The 15735-nt window shown below is 29.3% G+C and carries 15 protein-coding genes; 5 read left to right on the top strand and 10 right to left on the bottom strand.

What is annotated here, in order from left to right; genetic code table 11:
- Positions 1 to 269: 269 nt before the first annotated feature.
- Positions 270 to 926, top strand: coding sequence for an IS1 family transposase (locus tag Q0997_RS17885; protein ID WP_299891427.1), 657 nt, complete (start codon positions 270 to 272; stop codon positions 924 to 926).
- Between the two features lie 159 nt (positions 927 to 1085).
- Here Q0997_RS17885 and Q0997_RS17890 read toward each other — a convergent pair whose 3' ends face one another.
- From Q0997_RS17890 to Q0997_RS17915, 6 genes are read right to left on the bottom strand one after another with little or no spacing between them, the layout of a single operon-like run.
- Positions 1086 to 1451, bottom strand: coding sequence for a hypothetical protein (locus tag Q0997_RS17890; RefSeq protein WP_299891429.1), 366 nt, complete (start codon positions 1449 to 1451; stop codon positions 1086 to 1088).
- A 3-nt stretch (positions 1452 to 1454) separates the two neighbouring features.
- On the bottom strand, positions 1455 to 1802 hold the full coding sequence (locus Q0997_RS17895) for a DUF6686 family protein (protein WP_299891432.1): 348 nt from the start codon (positions 1800 to 1802) through the stop codon (positions 1455 to 1457).
- Positions 1803 to 1812: 10 nt separating this feature from the next.
- Positions 1813 to 4011, bottom strand: coding sequence for a PepSY domain-containing protein (locus tag Q0997_RS17900; RefSeq protein ID WP_299891435.1), 2199 nt, complete (start codon positions 4009 to 4011; stop codon positions 1813 to 1815).
- A 14-nt stretch (positions 4012 to 4025) separates the two neighbouring features.
- Positions 4026 to 4484, bottom strand: a complete 459-nt coding sequence (locus Q0997_RS17905; protein WP_299891528.1) for a DUF2271 domain-containing protein — start codon at positions 4482 to 4484, stop codon at positions 4026 to 4028.
- Positions 4485 to 4529: 45 nt separating this feature from the next.
- Positions 4530 to 6029: an ankyrin repeat domain-containing protein gene (locus Q0997_RS17910; RefSeq protein ID WP_299891437.1), complete on the bottom strand. Its 1500-nt coding sequence runs from the start codon at positions 6027 to 6029 to the stop codon at positions 4530 to 4532.
- A 4-nt stretch (positions 6030 to 6033) separates the two neighbouring features.
- Positions 6034 to 6936, bottom strand: coding sequence for a DUF6607 family protein (locus tag Q0997_RS17915; RefSeq protein WP_299891440.1), 903 nt, complete (start codon positions 6934 to 6936; stop codon positions 6034 to 6036).
- Positions 6937 to 7048: 112 nt separating this feature from the next.
- Here Q0997_RS17915 and Q0997_RS17920 point away from each other — a divergent pair, with 112 nt between their 5' ends.
- The 4 genes from Q0997_RS17920 (at position 7049) to Q0997_RS17935 (ending at position 10752) form a co-directional block, all read left to right on the top strand.
- On the top strand, positions 7049 to 9130 hold the full coding sequence (locus tag Q0997_RS17920; RefSeq protein WP_299891442.1) for a TonB-dependent siderophore receptor: 2082 nt from the start codon (positions 7049 to 7051) through the stop codon (positions 9128 to 9130).
- A 19-nt stretch (positions 9131 to 9149) separates the two neighbouring features.
- On the top strand, positions 9150 to 9764 hold the full coding sequence (locus Q0997_RS17925; protein ID WP_299891445.1) for an HmuY family protein: 615 nt from the start codon (positions 9150 to 9152) through the stop codon (positions 9762 to 9764).
- A 132-nt stretch (positions 9765 to 9896) separates the two neighbouring features.
- Positions 9897 to 10346 (top strand): Fur family transcriptional regulator, encoded by a 450-nt coding sequence (locus Q0997_RS17930; protein ID WP_299891447.1) that lies wholly within the window; start codon positions 9897 to 9899, stop codon positions 10344 to 10346.
- Positions 10347 to 10572: 226 nt separating this feature from the next.
- Entirely contained in the window at positions 10573 to 10752 is a 180-nt protein-coding gene (locus Q0997_RS17935) for a hypothetical protein (protein WP_299891449.1), read from the top strand.
- 121 nt (positions 10753 to 10873) lie between these two features.
- Here the strand turns inward: Q0997_RS17935 and Q0997_RS17940 are convergent, their stop codons facing one another.
- The 4 genes from Q0997_RS17940 to Q0997_RS17955 all read right to left on the bottom strand — a co-directional run bounded on the left by Q0997_RS17940 (position 10874) and on the right by Q0997_RS17955 (position 15726).
- The gene (locus Q0997_RS17940) at positions 10874 to 11503 is read right to left on the bottom strand and encodes a carbonic anhydrase family protein (RefSeq protein ID WP_299891452.1); all 630 of its coding nucleotides are present in this window, start codon (positions 11501 to 11503) and stop codon (positions 10874 to 10876) included.
- An 18-nt stretch (positions 11504 to 11521) separates the two neighbouring features.
- Complete coding sequence (locus tag Q0997_RS17945; RefSeq protein ID WP_299891455.1) at positions 11522 to 13390, bottom strand: SulP family inorganic anion transporter; 1869 nt, start codon at positions 13388 to 13390, stop codon at positions 11522 to 11524.
- A gap of 104 nt (positions 13391 to 13494) precedes the next feature.
- Complete coding sequence (locus tag Q0997_RS17950; RefSeq protein ID WP_299891531.1) at positions 13495 to 14118, bottom strand: DUF2490 domain-containing protein; 624 nt, start codon at positions 14116 to 14118, stop codon at positions 13495 to 13497.
- A gap of 60 nt (positions 14119 to 14178) precedes the next feature.
- On the bottom strand, positions 14179 to 15726 hold the full coding sequence (locus Q0997_RS17955) for a SulP family inorganic anion transporter (protein ID WP_299891457.1): 1548 nt from the start codon (positions 15724 to 15726) through the stop codon (positions 14179 to 14181).
- Between the last annotated feature and the right edge of the window lie 9 nt (positions 15727 to 15735).

The raw sequence follows: 15735 nt of genomic DNA on the forward strand, positions 1-15735 counted from the left end.
TGCAATGTCTTTAGAGGTTAATCCATATAGAGGAACTTTAGAAGAAGACTTAGCACATTATAACAAAACATTTAGGTAGTGTCCCAAACGGGTGCTTTTTAAAACTGAGTGAAATTAAATACTGATTATCAGTATTTTAAATAAATGACAAGCCTCTTAATTGAGGCTTGTTTATGTTCATTGAAATAGTTAAAGTTTCTTAGAAGTCGTCAAATAGGGATTCTTTATCTCTACGTGGGTCAAACGGGTGCTTGCTTATATTTACAGTCATGAATTGTAAAAAATGTAACTCATCAAACTGTATAAAACGAGGAAAACGAAGAGGAAAACAAAGGTATTATTGTAAAACATGTTCTTTTAATTTTCAAGATTCGTACTCATATCTTGCTTATAGAAATACAACAAATGTTTTGATAACAAAACTTTTAAAAGAATGCTGTGGCGTTTTAAGTATTTCTAGAATTATAGGGATATCAAAAAATACAGTCTTAACCAGAATGCTCAAAATAAGTAAGGCCATTAAAACACCATATTTCCAAAAGCTTGGATGTAATTTTGAAGTTGACGAGATGTTTGTAAAAATTGGAAATAAGGATGTTAAGAATTATCTGACTTATGCAATCGAACAAAAGACTAAAAGTATTATTGGTTTTGTTTTAGGCAGTAGAAATACAGAAAACTTGAAGTTGGTAATAGATAAAGTACTTTTGCTCCATCCAAGAAAAATTTATACTGATAGATTAAATATTTATCCTAGTTTAATACCTAAAGAAATTCACAAACGCTTTCAATATTGCACAAATAGAATTGAAAGAATGAATTTAAATTTAAGAACTCATATTAAACGATTAAGTAGAAAAACCATTTGCTTTTCAAGAAACAAAATCTATCTTGAAGCACATTTAAGAATCTACTTTTGGGGATAAGAAACTAAAAATAATATGTATTTAGATTATGAGTAAGGCTTTCATAAATTAAAATAACTTATTTATGTTCGTTGAGATAATAAAGCAGTAAGTTGTTTTTTATAATATTAACAAAGGTTCCCTAAAAACACATTATAGTTTGCAAATTGTTAACCCGCTTTATCTGTTTTTACATATAGCATTAATTTTAAACACATTATCTAGCTCTAACTGTACTAATGTACCTTTTACTAAATCTTGAATACTTTTAAGTTCTATATAACTTACTGCAAAACTTATTTGCGGATTTGGAGCTTCTTGCAATAACGACTTACACGATTCATTTTCTTTACAATCTTTACATAAAGATGGCTTAGAAAATACTTTTTCTATATTTTTTGAAAAAACTAATAACTCATTAAAAGATAAAAACAATCCTGTATTTCTAAATACTAATTGAATCTTTTTATAATCTTCTATAGCACATCTTTTCCATTGAAAAGCAATTCCAAAATCATTATAATAAATAGTATTTATATCGTCCATAATTTAATTTATTATTAATTTGTAATCAATATCTTGAAAATCTAAAAACTCATCTTTTTTATTAGAACTAACAAGTGTTTTTAATTCATTTATTTCTTGTCTATTAAAGACTAAATACAAATTTTTTTGAAGTGATGGTATTGGTATCTTTCTTTGAATTTTAGGGCAAGCATATTTATGTTCCCAATACTCTAATTCAATATTAAATAAATAGCTTTTAAAGCTATTAAACTCTTTATTATTAAATTCAAAATAAAGGTTGTTATAAGTTAATTGATACATATTACATTGTTTACACATTGTAAGCTCTCCACTTTTTACTTTAGTAATTAGTTTTATATTATCGCACATAAATTATTTATTAGTAACAGTCCATTTTAATTTGTTCGTTATTTTCGAATGTGCTTAACGGCTCGTTTAACTTTGATTTTGTAATATTCTCTATAATATCTAGAACTACATTTTGCATGGCTATGGAACCACAAATCATTATTACACCTTTATTTACAAGTACATTTATTATTAAATCTGTGTATTCTAACAATAGATCTTGAACGTATATTTTCTCTTCTTTTTCTTGAGAATATGCAATATGAAAGCTTGACAATGTTTTTTTATTAAATGCTTCGTCTATTAATGCAGAATACATTTCTAACGACTCTCTTGTTCTTCCGCCCCAAAACAAATGTGTTTTTACTTTTTTAGGGTTTTCATTTATCATTCCTAAAAAAGGAGCAATGCCAGTACCATTAGCAATCATTAATACTTGACTTGAATATTTTGGAAAATGAAAATCATGATTTCTTTTTATTGCTGCTTTAACCATGTCTTTATTTTTTAATTGATTAAAATAATTTGAGCATATACCAAACTCATGTTTTTTTATGCTTAATAAAATATCTTTATCTATTTTACCTATAGAATATAGACGTTCTACTGCTTCGTTTTTTGGGTATATAGATAGTAAATCTCCTGATTCGAATGTTGTTTTTTCATTGGGTTTAAGCCTAATTAAAAACGAATGATCTTTATTAATCTTTGTTTTACTAACTACTGTAAAAGGTTTTTCTTTTTTATGTTTTGTTTTTAACTCAAGTGCTTTAATGTTTATATTTAATCCTGTACTTTCACTCCATTGACGAGACCAATTTTTAAAAGCATTAAACGACTGATTGTTTATCTTGTATAGTGCCATATTAGGAATGAATTTAGGGTGCAATTGTAACATTGCATCTACCACTATAGCATACTTACAAAAATCTGGATACATTAAAGATCCAAAACCAACAACTGAGTATGTAATTGGTTTATCTTGATGTATCTCTTGAAATAATTTTTCGAATTTTTTTGCATTAACTGGTGCTTCTCCTTCACCATAAGTAGACGTAAAAACAATAAAATTTGTTGCGTTTTTATAAGTAGTATATTTATTTAAATCTGATATAAATACAGCTTTTCCTTCTGCTATTAATGCATTATAAAATAGCGATGCGAAACTAAAAGTGCTACCAGTTTCTGAGCCAACAAGGATAATATATTGCGCTTTATCTTTACTAAATTTATTTTTTAATACTATGTTTTTCTCTTTTCGTTTTATAGTCATTGAAAATCCAGAATACATAAAAAATATTATCGAAAAACAGACCAATAACAAAACAATTGCCCATATTATGGTACCTTGCCCGGTATGTAAAAATAAACTCCAAGCAGAAATTAAAGAAATTAAAGGATAGTCTTGTCTACTTATTACTGCTCCAGTATATTGATTAACCAATAGTTCTTGAGTCTTAAGTTTTACAGTAAAATAGTCCTCTATATCTTTAGAAAAAGGAAATTCTACCTTCTTTATAGTTTCTAAATTAATCGTTTTAAATGTTTGAAAATCTTTTGCAGCTAATTTTGAAATTGAAGGTTCTTGTTCTTCAATTTTATGAGATATTTCATTTTTTGGTAATAATGAAAATTTTTCTAGAGATAAAAAGACGCCTGTTAACGTAATTATTATAATAGGTATAATTGCATACCTCCCAATTATTATATGCCAATACTGTTTAAAATTTTCTTTAACAATGCTTGAAAAAAAATGTTTTATTCCACCTTGTCTTTTTACTATTAATAAAATACCTGTAACAACTATTAAGAATAATAAAAAGGATACAAAACCTATAATAAAACGTCCTGTTGACTTTAAAAATAATGATCTATGTAGATTAGTCGCAAATTTAAAAATGGGCGCTTTTTTAATTAAACCACCAATCTTTTTTCCATTAAATGGATTAACATAAAAGGTTTCATTATTACCTTCATTTGTAAGAACATCTGTTATTACAAAATTATTCTCATCTATTTCAATTGTAATTATTTCTTTATGCTCTTTTCCTAAATTTTCAATAACCTTAGCAAGCGATAGTGTATTTGCATCTTTTACAGCATAAGGTTTTAGCTGATTTGAGATAGGCTCAAATGCTAAAATAATACCCGATAAAGCAGCTATTAATATAAAAATAGAAGAAGATACAGCTAACACTAAATGACTGTATCTCCAAATTGAAATGGTCATATTAAACTTAATTGTTATTGCTGCGGCATCATACGTACATAACGTATAAACCCTATACCTTCAGTTTTTGTCTTTACAGATGTTGATGTCAATTCAAATTCAACATCATTTTTATAATAGTCTTGATCTTCTACTGCTGTTTCAAACCTTATTTTATAACCTGTATCTATTTTATCGTTTTCTATTTCAATAATACTTATTAAACGTTCGCCACCACTAATAGTTGCTCCAGTGATAGCATCTATGTTTGTTCGTTTTTTACCTTGAAATTTCCACCATTCGGTAATATCAAAATACCACTCATCATCATCTCCTTGCACATATAGCGTCTCTTCATAGTCTCCTTCTGGATTAATTAATGATATCGCTATGTAGGCACCTTCGCCTGTATAATTTATCATTTGAATCATACATTTATAAGTGATTTTTTTAGGTTGATTTTTAAAACTTAACAACATAAAAATCATCAACATAAAAAATGTTGCTATTCTAAAAGGTTGTGTCCTTTTCATTTCTTTTTATTTTAAAAAGTTAATATCTATATTTTGTTGTTTAAGTAATTCGTTCTCTTTTGCTAAATCGTAAACAGTTTCATTAAAATTTGTTTTTGCTGTTTTATCTGCTCCAATAGAAATTAAATATTTAATAATAACATCATCTTTGGCTTTCATGACGGCCTTATGTAAAGGTGATATCTTATCATCATTTTTTATGTTCACATCTATTCCCATTTCATGAACACGTTTTAATAATTCTAGATTATTCTTATCTAATGCTACATGATATAAGGTATTTCCTTTAGTTTGAATCGCTTTTGGATTTAAACCTTTGCTTTTTAACAACTCTAATTTCTTATTAAATTCTTCAATTTTATCGCTGTTAAAATGCTTTAAAATGTAATACATAAGGGTATTGCCTTCTTTATCTTTTACAGTAATATCTGCTCCTTTTTTTATTAAAAATTTAGCAACAGCAATAGTATTTCTAGAGATGGCATTTGTTAATGCAGATTTGCCTTCTTTATTTTTTGTATTTATATCTTCTATATGCTTTTCAAGGTGCTTAACAATCTCAATATCATTATTATATGCTGCATTTAAAAAAGCTGTATTACCATCTTCATTGGTTTGATTTACGTTAACTCCTTTAGAAATAAAATAATCGAAAACATTAATATCTTTACTTTTATATGCTAAAGCATGCAATGGCGTAACTCCATTATTTGTTGTTACGTTAGGATTAATACCCAAAGATTCTAAATATTTAAAAGTCTCTATAGCGTTTACATTTCTTCGAGTGCCTTGACTAGCAAAAATCATAGCATTTCCGCCGTCTTTATTTGGTGAGTTAAATAATACTTTCATATGTATTAAACGTTTCATGATTTCTATATTTCCATTTTTTGCGGTATAATTAAAAATACCATTGCCTTTATTATCTACACTATTAATATCTAATCCCTGGGTAAGAAAATAATCCAGTAGTTTAATATCCTTAATAAAAGGTGCCACTAATAAAAGCGCATTAGCACCATCATGATTTTTTTCTTCTTTAATATTAGATCCATTTGCTATACAGAAATCATATATTTTAGTGTTAGATTGCCCTGTAACAGCGGCGAAATTTAACATAGAATAACCATGGCTATCTACAACATCTGTTTTAGCACCTTTTCTTACTAAATAGTCCATTATTTCTAGGTTACCTCTATACGCTGCCCAAAAAATATATGTACGCCCATCATGTGTTAGTTTATTAACGTCGTTACCTTTTTTGTTTAATAAAAATTTTATCGTTTCGTTATCTACTTTTTCTATTAATGCCAATGAAGTAGCATCGAATGCAGATGCATTTAATTCTGAAGGATTATTACCTTCCTTAATTTTCAATTTTATGTCTTGAACACTAGGATTCGTTTTCCAATATGCTCTATCTAAAAAAATGTTTGGTTCTTGTGCATACACAGTTATTGAAATAAAAGCACATAGCAACCCTATTATTTGCCTTGAAATAGTCATTGTTTTATTTTTTTACAAAAGATTCAATCGTATTATTTATCTCTTCAGCGTTAACCATTTCATCAGAAAATAAATACTTATATAACAACTTATTATCTACTTTAGATTCTAATGCTAAATCTAAATTTCTATTATAAATAGCTTCCCATTTGTTACGTACCAATTGCCATTTACTATTATGCTCTTCCCACCAATCTATAGCAGCTTGACATCTACTATCTTCAACTTTCTTATAAGTATTATAACCTTTTTCTTTAGCTATAACTATGTCCTTTTTCCCCGCTTCTCGAATTACTTTATCATTGTTTTGATCGTGAATCCAACCATCTTTAGTAATCTCATGCCTGTTACCTCTAACGGTAATATTATAATCGCTTCTCTTAGTGTATTCTCGTCTTGGTAAAGGAGCATCGGTAGTATTTTCCCAGTAACTTTTACCATCTACATGTACCCAAGTACCAGAACCTTCGTAACGCGGGCTATCGTCTACCTGATACACTTTCTGTGTCCATTGTCCTTTTACCTCTTTTTTAGATTTACTTTCATAATTCCAAGTATTATCACCATTGTACATATAGAAATCTGTATTTTGATATAACCAGTCTTGCCTCCAATGTTTCACTATGTATGGTTTTGATGGTTTTCCTACTTGTAATAAATGTTGAATCGACACTTTATTTTTACCATCTTCTACTAATTGTGCCCATTCTAATCCTTTATCTGTTTTTGCCTTAGATGGTTTGTATAACGAGTCTTTTGTATAACTAAAAGTTTCAACAAAATTGAAAGTAACTTCATAGCAGCCACACATTTTTTTTATGGCATTAGCATCACGTTTTTTTTTGTTTTGGGCATTTACAGAATAGACTATTAAAAAAGTAAATAAAGAATAAAATATAGTTTTCATTGTGTGATTGTTTTTGATTTTAAGTTCGACACAAAATTAGTTATTTTTATTTAATCTAAATAAGAATAATTTATATATTTGCGCTTTATTAAGAATCATTCTAAACAATAATATGCATAAATCACTGATAATCAGTATTTTATTTTTTATACCTTTTTTAAAAATAGAAGCGCAAGACGTTTATAAAGAGGTTCTTGAGCCAACAAATTTAGAAGAAGTGGTTTTAACTGCTACTAGAACTATGAGGCAATTATCCTCTTTACCATTGCCTGTAACTTTAGTTTCTAAAAAGCAAATTTTAGAGTCTGGAACAATAAGATTAAATGAGATTTTAAATGAACAAACTGGAATTATTACAATCGCAGATGAGAGTGGTTTTGAAGGAATACAAATACAAGGCATAGCTTCAGATTATATTTTAATTCTTATTGATGGTGTGCCATTAGTTGGAAGAAGTGCAGGGAATTTTGATTTAAGTAGACTTACTACTGGAAACATAAAACAAATAGAAATTGTTAAAGGACCTTCTAGCAGTTTGTACGGAAGTGAAGCCCTTGGAGGTGTTATTAATATAATTACAGAAAAGCCAAAAACTGAAGATTTAAAAGGGAATGTCTCTTACCGAATAGGTAGTTTTACACAACAAGACATTAACCTTGAGCTAAAACAACGCCTAAATAAATTTAGATATAACGTTTTTGCTAACCGCTTTTCGAGTGCAGGTTATGATTTAGATTCTAATACCGATGGGCAAACCGTAAATCCATTTGAAAACTATACACTTAACGGAAGGCTGTATTACGACTTTAATGATAAATTATCTCTAGTTACTTCAACTCGATATTATAACCAATTACAAGACGCAGGATTTATATTTAATAACGAACAATTTGAAGGTGATAGTAAAGAAAATGAATTAAATGTTCATGGTAGATTAGATCAGAAATGGAATAAAAAGCTATCAACTAGTTACGAGTTGTATTATACCAATTATAAAGCTAATGAATTACTTAAAAATGCCAATTCTGGAATAATTTTAAGTGATAGTGATTTTAATCAAAAATTATTAAGGCCAGAGATAAGAAGTAATTATACGTTTAAAAATTCAGGAACTATTACTGTTGGAATTGGATTACAATACGATGCTTTAGATCGTACGTTTTTTGATAAGCAAGTCGATTTTAATTCGCAATATATTTATGTACAATATGATGTAAACCCTACTGAAAAACTAAATATAATTGCTGGTGGACGTTTTGATAATCATTCAGAATATAGTAATCAATTCAGTCCAAAATTAGCGGTACGTTATAAGATTACAGAGCATTTAGCAACAAAAGCATCAATTGGTTATGGTTTTAAAGCTCCAGATTTTAGACAACTGTATTTCGATTTCACAAACTCTGCTGTTGGCTATACTGTTTTAGGTTATAATGTTGCTATTGAAAAATTAGCAGAGCTTCAAGCACAAGGTCAAATTATTGATGTATTAATACCTGAAAATGAATTAAGAGAACCATTACAGGCAGAAAGTTCTATTGGTTATAACATAGGTTTTACTTACAAAAAAGATAAATGGAAAACTGAGTTAAATGTATTTAGAAACGATTTTAAAAACTTAATAGACACTAGAATAATTGCTCGTAAAACCAATGGCCAAAATGTATTTAGCTATAGAAACTTTGATAAAATATATACTACAGGTTTAGAGATTAATGTTAATTATAAAGCATCAAAAAAACTAAACTTAAGTAGTGGTTACCAATTACTATATGCTTTCGATAAAGCTAAAAAAAGACTAATTGATGACGGTAACGTATTTGCAAGAGATCCAGAAACAAACGAGACAGTAGTAGTAACAAAATCTCAATATTTTGGGCTTGTTAATCGCTCTAGGCATAATGCCAATTTTAAAGTTTTCTACGATATAGAAAAAATTAAAGCAAACATAAATCTAAGGCTTTTATATAGAAGTAAATATGCACAATTTGATACTAATGGCAATGGTTTAATAGACATCTATGACACAAGTTTTATTGATGGTTATGCAACTGCAAATGTATCGGTATCAAAAACATTATATAACAGCTTTAACCTAATAGTTGGCGCAAATAATGTATTGAATTATAAAGACGAAAACATTCCCACATTACCAGGAATTCAAGGGTACATAAAACTCAATTATCAATTTTAATATTTAAACACAATCAACAATGAAAAAAGGAATCTTTTTATTAACAGTACTAAGTATCGTATTTACATCTTGTAATAATGACGATGATACACCACCTGCGTCTAATCCAGACCCATTACAATCTGAACAAATTATAAATTTTTACGCACCTCAAACTGGAGGACAAGGACAACCAGTTGGTGGAGCGTTTACTAAATTTGACTTTACAACTGGTACACAAACTACAAGTGATACCGATTGGGATATTGCATTTAGGGGAACTACAATTGCCATTAATGGAGGAGAAGCTACAGGTACGTTAGATGAGCCTATTCGAAATGGAGAAGCTGCTGCAACAATAGTATCTGGTACTTTTGCAAGTGTTACTAGTGCAGATGGATTAACATTTGCACAAGATGGAGATACTGCTTTTGCAATACCAACAGGTAGTGATAATGGATGGTATAACTACAATTTTATGACAAATATTGTATCGCCTATACCTGGAAAAGTATTGGTAGTAAAAACAAGAAATGGTAAGTATGCAAAAATAGAAATACTTAGCTATTACCAAAATCAAGACACAGCTCAAGATGGTCGTTATTATACGTTCAATTATGCATATAATCCAAATGCTGGAGACTCTTCTTTTTAATCAATTTTTGATTTAAGTTAGTCTAACTAAAAAAGGTTCTTCTAATTTTAGAAGAGCCTTTTACCTTTATTTAAAACACCTCGCAGAAAATATTACACTTACAAAATTTACTAATTTTATTAAACAATAATTATGGCTTGTATCAGTAGTTTTAAAATTATTAAAGAGAAATTTACTTCTTTCTTAGAAGAGAATGGCCATAGAAAAACACCAGAACGGTATGCCATATTAAAAGAAATATATAGTACGAACGAGCATTTAGATATAGAAACGCTTTTCGTAAAAATGATAAATAAAAATTATAGAGTTAGTAGAGCTACTCTTTATAATACTATGGAAATTTTAATAGAATCTCGATTAGTTCGTAAGCATCAATTTGGTGATAAAGTAGCTCATTATGAAAAATCCTTTTTCTATGGAAAACACGATCATATTATTTTGACAGATACTGGAGATATACTAGAGTTTTCCGATCCAAGAATTCAAGAAATAAAGAAAACCATTGAAGACGTTTTTAATATGAAAATTGACGAACACTCATTGTATTTCTATGCTACTAGAAATAAGAAAACTGAAGATTAAAAAGATAAACTAGTAAATAATTCACCCTTTACTTATAATACGTGGAGACAAATATTGTAATACTTTACTATTACTATAATTAAAGACATTCACACTTATATATTATTCACTTTTATATTTTTAGCTTGCACTTATACATTTCCCCCATACATTTATGTATTTTACGTTGGTGTGGTTTTTCTTTTTTTATATAATTGATAATTATTAATTTAAAATACATGAGATTATGAAAAAAGACAATAGAATTTTAAATAGCTTAAAATTAAACACTTTAACGTCTATTGAAAAAAATAATATTCGAGGTGGTTTTGCAGATACTGGTGGCGAAGACAGCGCAGAGTTAGACAACTGTAGATGTGAAGACGAAGACGAAAATGGTTGCAGTTGTGGAGGCAATGATAGATAACATTAATTATAACTCTGATACACGAATTTCTATATTAAATTACAATATAAAGACAAGCTGTTTTTGAACAAAAAAAGCCACTCTTTTGAGTGGCTTTTTAGTTTCTATAATTTATATGTTTTTATAACATACCTACTTTTCCTGTCTGTAAGCTATAAACACCTCCAACAATTTTAATCTCACCGTTAGCTTCCATCTCTTTCAAGATTGGGCTTTTCTCACGAATACGATCCATTGTTAATTTTACATTATATTCTACAGTCTTTGCTACATAATCTTTATTAGCAGATGTTAATTCGCCATCAAACTCATCTGATGCCTTTTTAACTGCTGGTAAGATATTATCTAACATCGCTGTAATATTTCCTAGTTCTACTCCATCACAAGCTGCTTTTACTGCTCCACAAGCTTCATGACCTAAAACTAAAACCACTTTACTTCCTGCTACTTTACAAGAGTACTCTAAGCTTCCTAAAATGTCTGTGTTTTCAAAATTTCCTGCAACACGAGATACAAATACATCTCCAATAGCTTGGTCTAATACTGTTTCTACTGGTACACGAGAATCTATACAAGATAGTACTACTGCTTTTGGAAATTGCCCACCTGTGGTTTGTGACACTAAAGCAGCATTATCTACTGCTTGAGAGTTTCCATTTACAAATCTTTCGTTTCCTTCTAATAAATCTTGTAATACACTATCTGCTGTTAATGTATCTTGAACTTGTTTTGTTATTGCTATATTTTTCATTGTAATATATATTTTGTTTTAATAAATATCTTCTACATTATTATTAATCCACTGTAGACAGGATTTAAAATCTTTAAAAATAAAATCTTTAGATACTAAGCCTGGTATAATATCTATACGCTCCATCATATATCTAGGTTGCTTAAGAAGATCTACAAAAAGTATTTTCACATTTTTCTTTTTTAAATCTAATAATACATCTTCCATAACGTATAAACCCGATTGGTCTAGGTACTGCATACGCCCTAATCGTATAACCACAGCTTTGGCTGTGTTGGGGATTTGTTTAGACAACGCTTGAAAATCGCTTGTCGACCCAAAAAATAAAGGCCCTTTAATGTGTTTTATAAACACCTCCTCTTTTAGTTTTGATGGAAAATCACTCTCATCTTCCCAATAGTCTTCTTTAAAAGCTTTAATATTTGAACTTTCAGCCGTAAGGTCACCTATTTTTTTCATAAACATTAAAGAAGAAATTATAAGCCCTATTCCTACAGCATATACTAAATCCCATAGTGATGATAACACTAAAACAATAAGCATAATCATAACTTCAGAGCTTAATTTAACTGGTCCTAATGTTATATCTTTTGGTAAATGCGGAATGGCTTTTAACCCTTTATAATCCATAACACCAATACCAACAGTTATTAATATCCCTGCTAAAACTGCTGTCGGTATTTGAGACGCTAAGTTTGGTAATCCGGGAATCATTAAAATACTAAATAATAGTAATCCAGCAATAACTCCTGACAATTTAGTTTTACCTCCAGAATTTATATTTACTACCGTTCTTATAGTCGCACCAGCTCCAGGAATACCTCCAAAAATTGCTGCTATACTATTACCAATACCTTGCCCAACTAATTCTTTATTAGGTTTGTGTTTGGTTTTAGTCATATTATCTGCCACAATACTCGTTAATAACGAATCTATAGCACCTAATAAAGCCAAAGCTACTGCTGTAAAGATATACGGTTTTATAGTCCCAAATTTAAATTCTGTTATAATACCCAGATTTGGTATTGGTAGACCTTCAGGGATTTTTGGTATTGGTCTGTAATCTAGGTTAGCAATAATGGCAATACCAGACATAATAACTAAAGCTACTAGTGTACTAGGTATTTTTGTTGTAATCCGTTTAAAACCATAAATAACAAAAATGGTACTAAGTGCCAATATAAGCTCTAACCAATTGATGTTCTTGATGGCACGTGGTAATACTTTTAAAGCTCCCAAAACACCTGAAGCATTTTTTGCAGCTAGTGTTTGCGACTCCTTTAAAATATCAGCTTCAGTAATCTTTTCTGCTCTAATAATAGTCTCTTTAAAATCCTCTAACACAAGTATGCCTTCTTCAGCTTCTTCTATTAAGATATTTTCTAAGATAACTTCCTCTGCTTGAGGTTTAAATTTATCTACATAGCTCATATCTTCCTTTGGGTAGTAGCCAAGCGACGGTAAGAACTGGGTTATTAAAATAATAACACCAATAGCGGTCATAAAGCCAGAGACTACAGGATAGGGAATATATTTAATATACTGCCCAACACCTATAGCACCCAAAACTATTTGTATGAGCCCTGCTAATAAAAAAACCGTTAGTATGGCTGGAAGTGCTTTAGTAACATCGCCATCATTAGCTGCAATTATGCCCGCTATAATAACCATACTAACTGCTGTCATAGGTGCAGTTGGTCCAGAAATTTGAGTATTTGTACCTCCAAAAATCGCAGCGAAGAAACTAATAAAAATAGCACCATATAAACCTGCGCTTGGACCTAACCCAGAAGAAACGCCAAAAGCTAATGCTAATGGTAATGCTACGATTCCTGCGGTGATGCCTCCAAAGGCATCTCCTTTAATGTTTGAAAACAATTTCTTCATAATCTGCTTTTTGGTTTAACGTCCTTACTAATTTAACTATTTCTTGAATATTATAAAGGCAATACTGGCTTAAAAATCAAGTATTAACGATTAATTCTATAAAATTAGAAATTAACAAAAGCTATTACATTAATTTGATCTCTTCCCGAGTTTTCAAAAAACTGGTTCATATAACCTAGTTCAACTCTTAAGGCTTTTGAAAATTTATACCCTAATCCTCCATATAAACGATTTCTATCAAAAACAGATGATTCTGTATTTAAAAATATCTCATTGTATGCTGAAAGATACAATGGATTTTTACCATCTTCTTTGTATTGAAGTGGAATATTTAAACCAAGAAAATATCTTAATCTCATTTTAAAATCGTCTTCAACAAAACGTTGCTCGAAACGGTAACGATGGCTTAAACCTATCTTACCTATTTTTTGTTTTGTTGTGAACTGTTGAAAAATACGATGTTCATTAACAGATACTTTCTCGTTAGAATCACCTACATAATTTTCAGACAAAATATAACCATATCCAAATAATATATTATTATTGTTTTCGGTTAAATTATATCCTATTCCGGTTCTTAATAATAATTGTTCTAAGTCACCAATAGCATCATAATTACGGTATTGCACCTCATTATGTATATTCCATTTATTATTAAGTTTTTTACTCCCAATATAAATAAGCCAATTCCCAAGATTACTATCTTGAGCCATTATCGCTTTTGGCATTAAAAACACTGTAAATAATATAGAGAATGTTAGGTATTTAAAAATTTTCATCTTAATTATTTATACAGCTTTTGGTCTTAATTTGAAAAACTCAATAAAACTTTCAGGGTTTTCAACTATGCCGCGTTCTGATATTAACTTTATGTCTATGTTTCGTTCTTTAGCTTTGAAAGCAAAATCTTCTAATATTTCAATAATATCATTATCAAGATATCTTGTATTTCTAACGTCTAATTCTAAGTATGAATTTTCAGGAAGTTTATCTAATTCTTTCAATATAGAACCTTTATTAAAAAAAGTTACTTCTTCTGCAAGTGTCATTTTCATTTTCTGTTCTCCATTACTTTGATCTTCTTTATGCAAAAAGTGAGAATTTTGGAAACTTTTAATTAAAATAACTACTATACCTACTGCCAATCCTAATCCAATTCCCCATAAAAGATCTATAAATACAATACCTAACACGGTAACAGTAAAAGGGATAAATTGTTTCCAACCTAAATTGTACATTTTTTTAAATAAAGCTGGTTTGGCTAATTTATAACCAACAAGTAGTAATATAGCTGCTAAAACAGATAACGGAATCATGTTTAGTAATCTAGGTATTATAATTACTGAAGTTAATAAGAAAAAACCATGAATAATTGCCGACATTTTACTAACCCCACCAGATTGTATATTTGCCGAACTTCTTACTATTACTTGAGTAATTGGTATTCCTCCAATTAAACCTGAAAGAATGTTTCCCGTTCCTTGAGCAAATAACTCACGATTAGTTGGTGTTACATTTTTTGCTGGATCTAATTTATCTGTAGCTTCTACACAAAGTAAAGTTTCTAAACTTGCTACTAATGCAATAGTAAAAGCAATAATCCAAATTTGTGGATTAGTAATTGCATCAAAGTTAGGAAAGCTAAATTGTCCAAAAAATGAGGCTGCATCTTCAGGAACTGGTACATTTACTAAGTTTTTATTTTCAATTAATAAAGCTGGTGTATCTTTAAAAATCATATAAAAAACAATCCCTACTATTACGGCAACTAATGGTCCTTGTATTAGACTAAATATTTTATGCTTTTTTGTAAGCACTTTTTCCCATAATAATAATATTGCTAAACCAATAATAGATATAATAATATTTGGTTTACTAATATTTAAAAGTGAATTATAAATTGGCGTAAAAGTCCCTTCTCCTTTTGAAGGAATATATCCTACAAAATATGGTATTTGTTTTAAAATAATAATAATACCAATACCTGTTAGCATTCCTTTAATTACTGAAGATGGGAAATAGTAACCAATAATCCCTAATTTAAATACACCAAAAAGTATTTGAATTATTCCTGCAATAACTACTGCAACTAAAAAGTTTTTATAGCCTAATGTAGCAATTGCTGCAAACACAATAGCAGCTAAACCTGCTGCTGGACCACTTACTCCTATTTTAGAGCCACTAAGACCTCCTACTACAATACCTCCTATAATTCCTGCTATTAATCCAGAAAATAATGGCGCTCCACTCGCCAATGCAATACCTAAACATAATGGTAATGCAACAAAAAACACAACTATACTAGCTGGTAAGTCACTTTTTAAAGTTTTAAACATATATAAATT

The organism is uncultured Lacinutrix sp., assembly GCF_947500325.1.
Lineage (GTDB): Bacteria > Bacteroidota > Bacteroidia > Flavobacteriales > Flavobacteriaceae > Lacinutrix.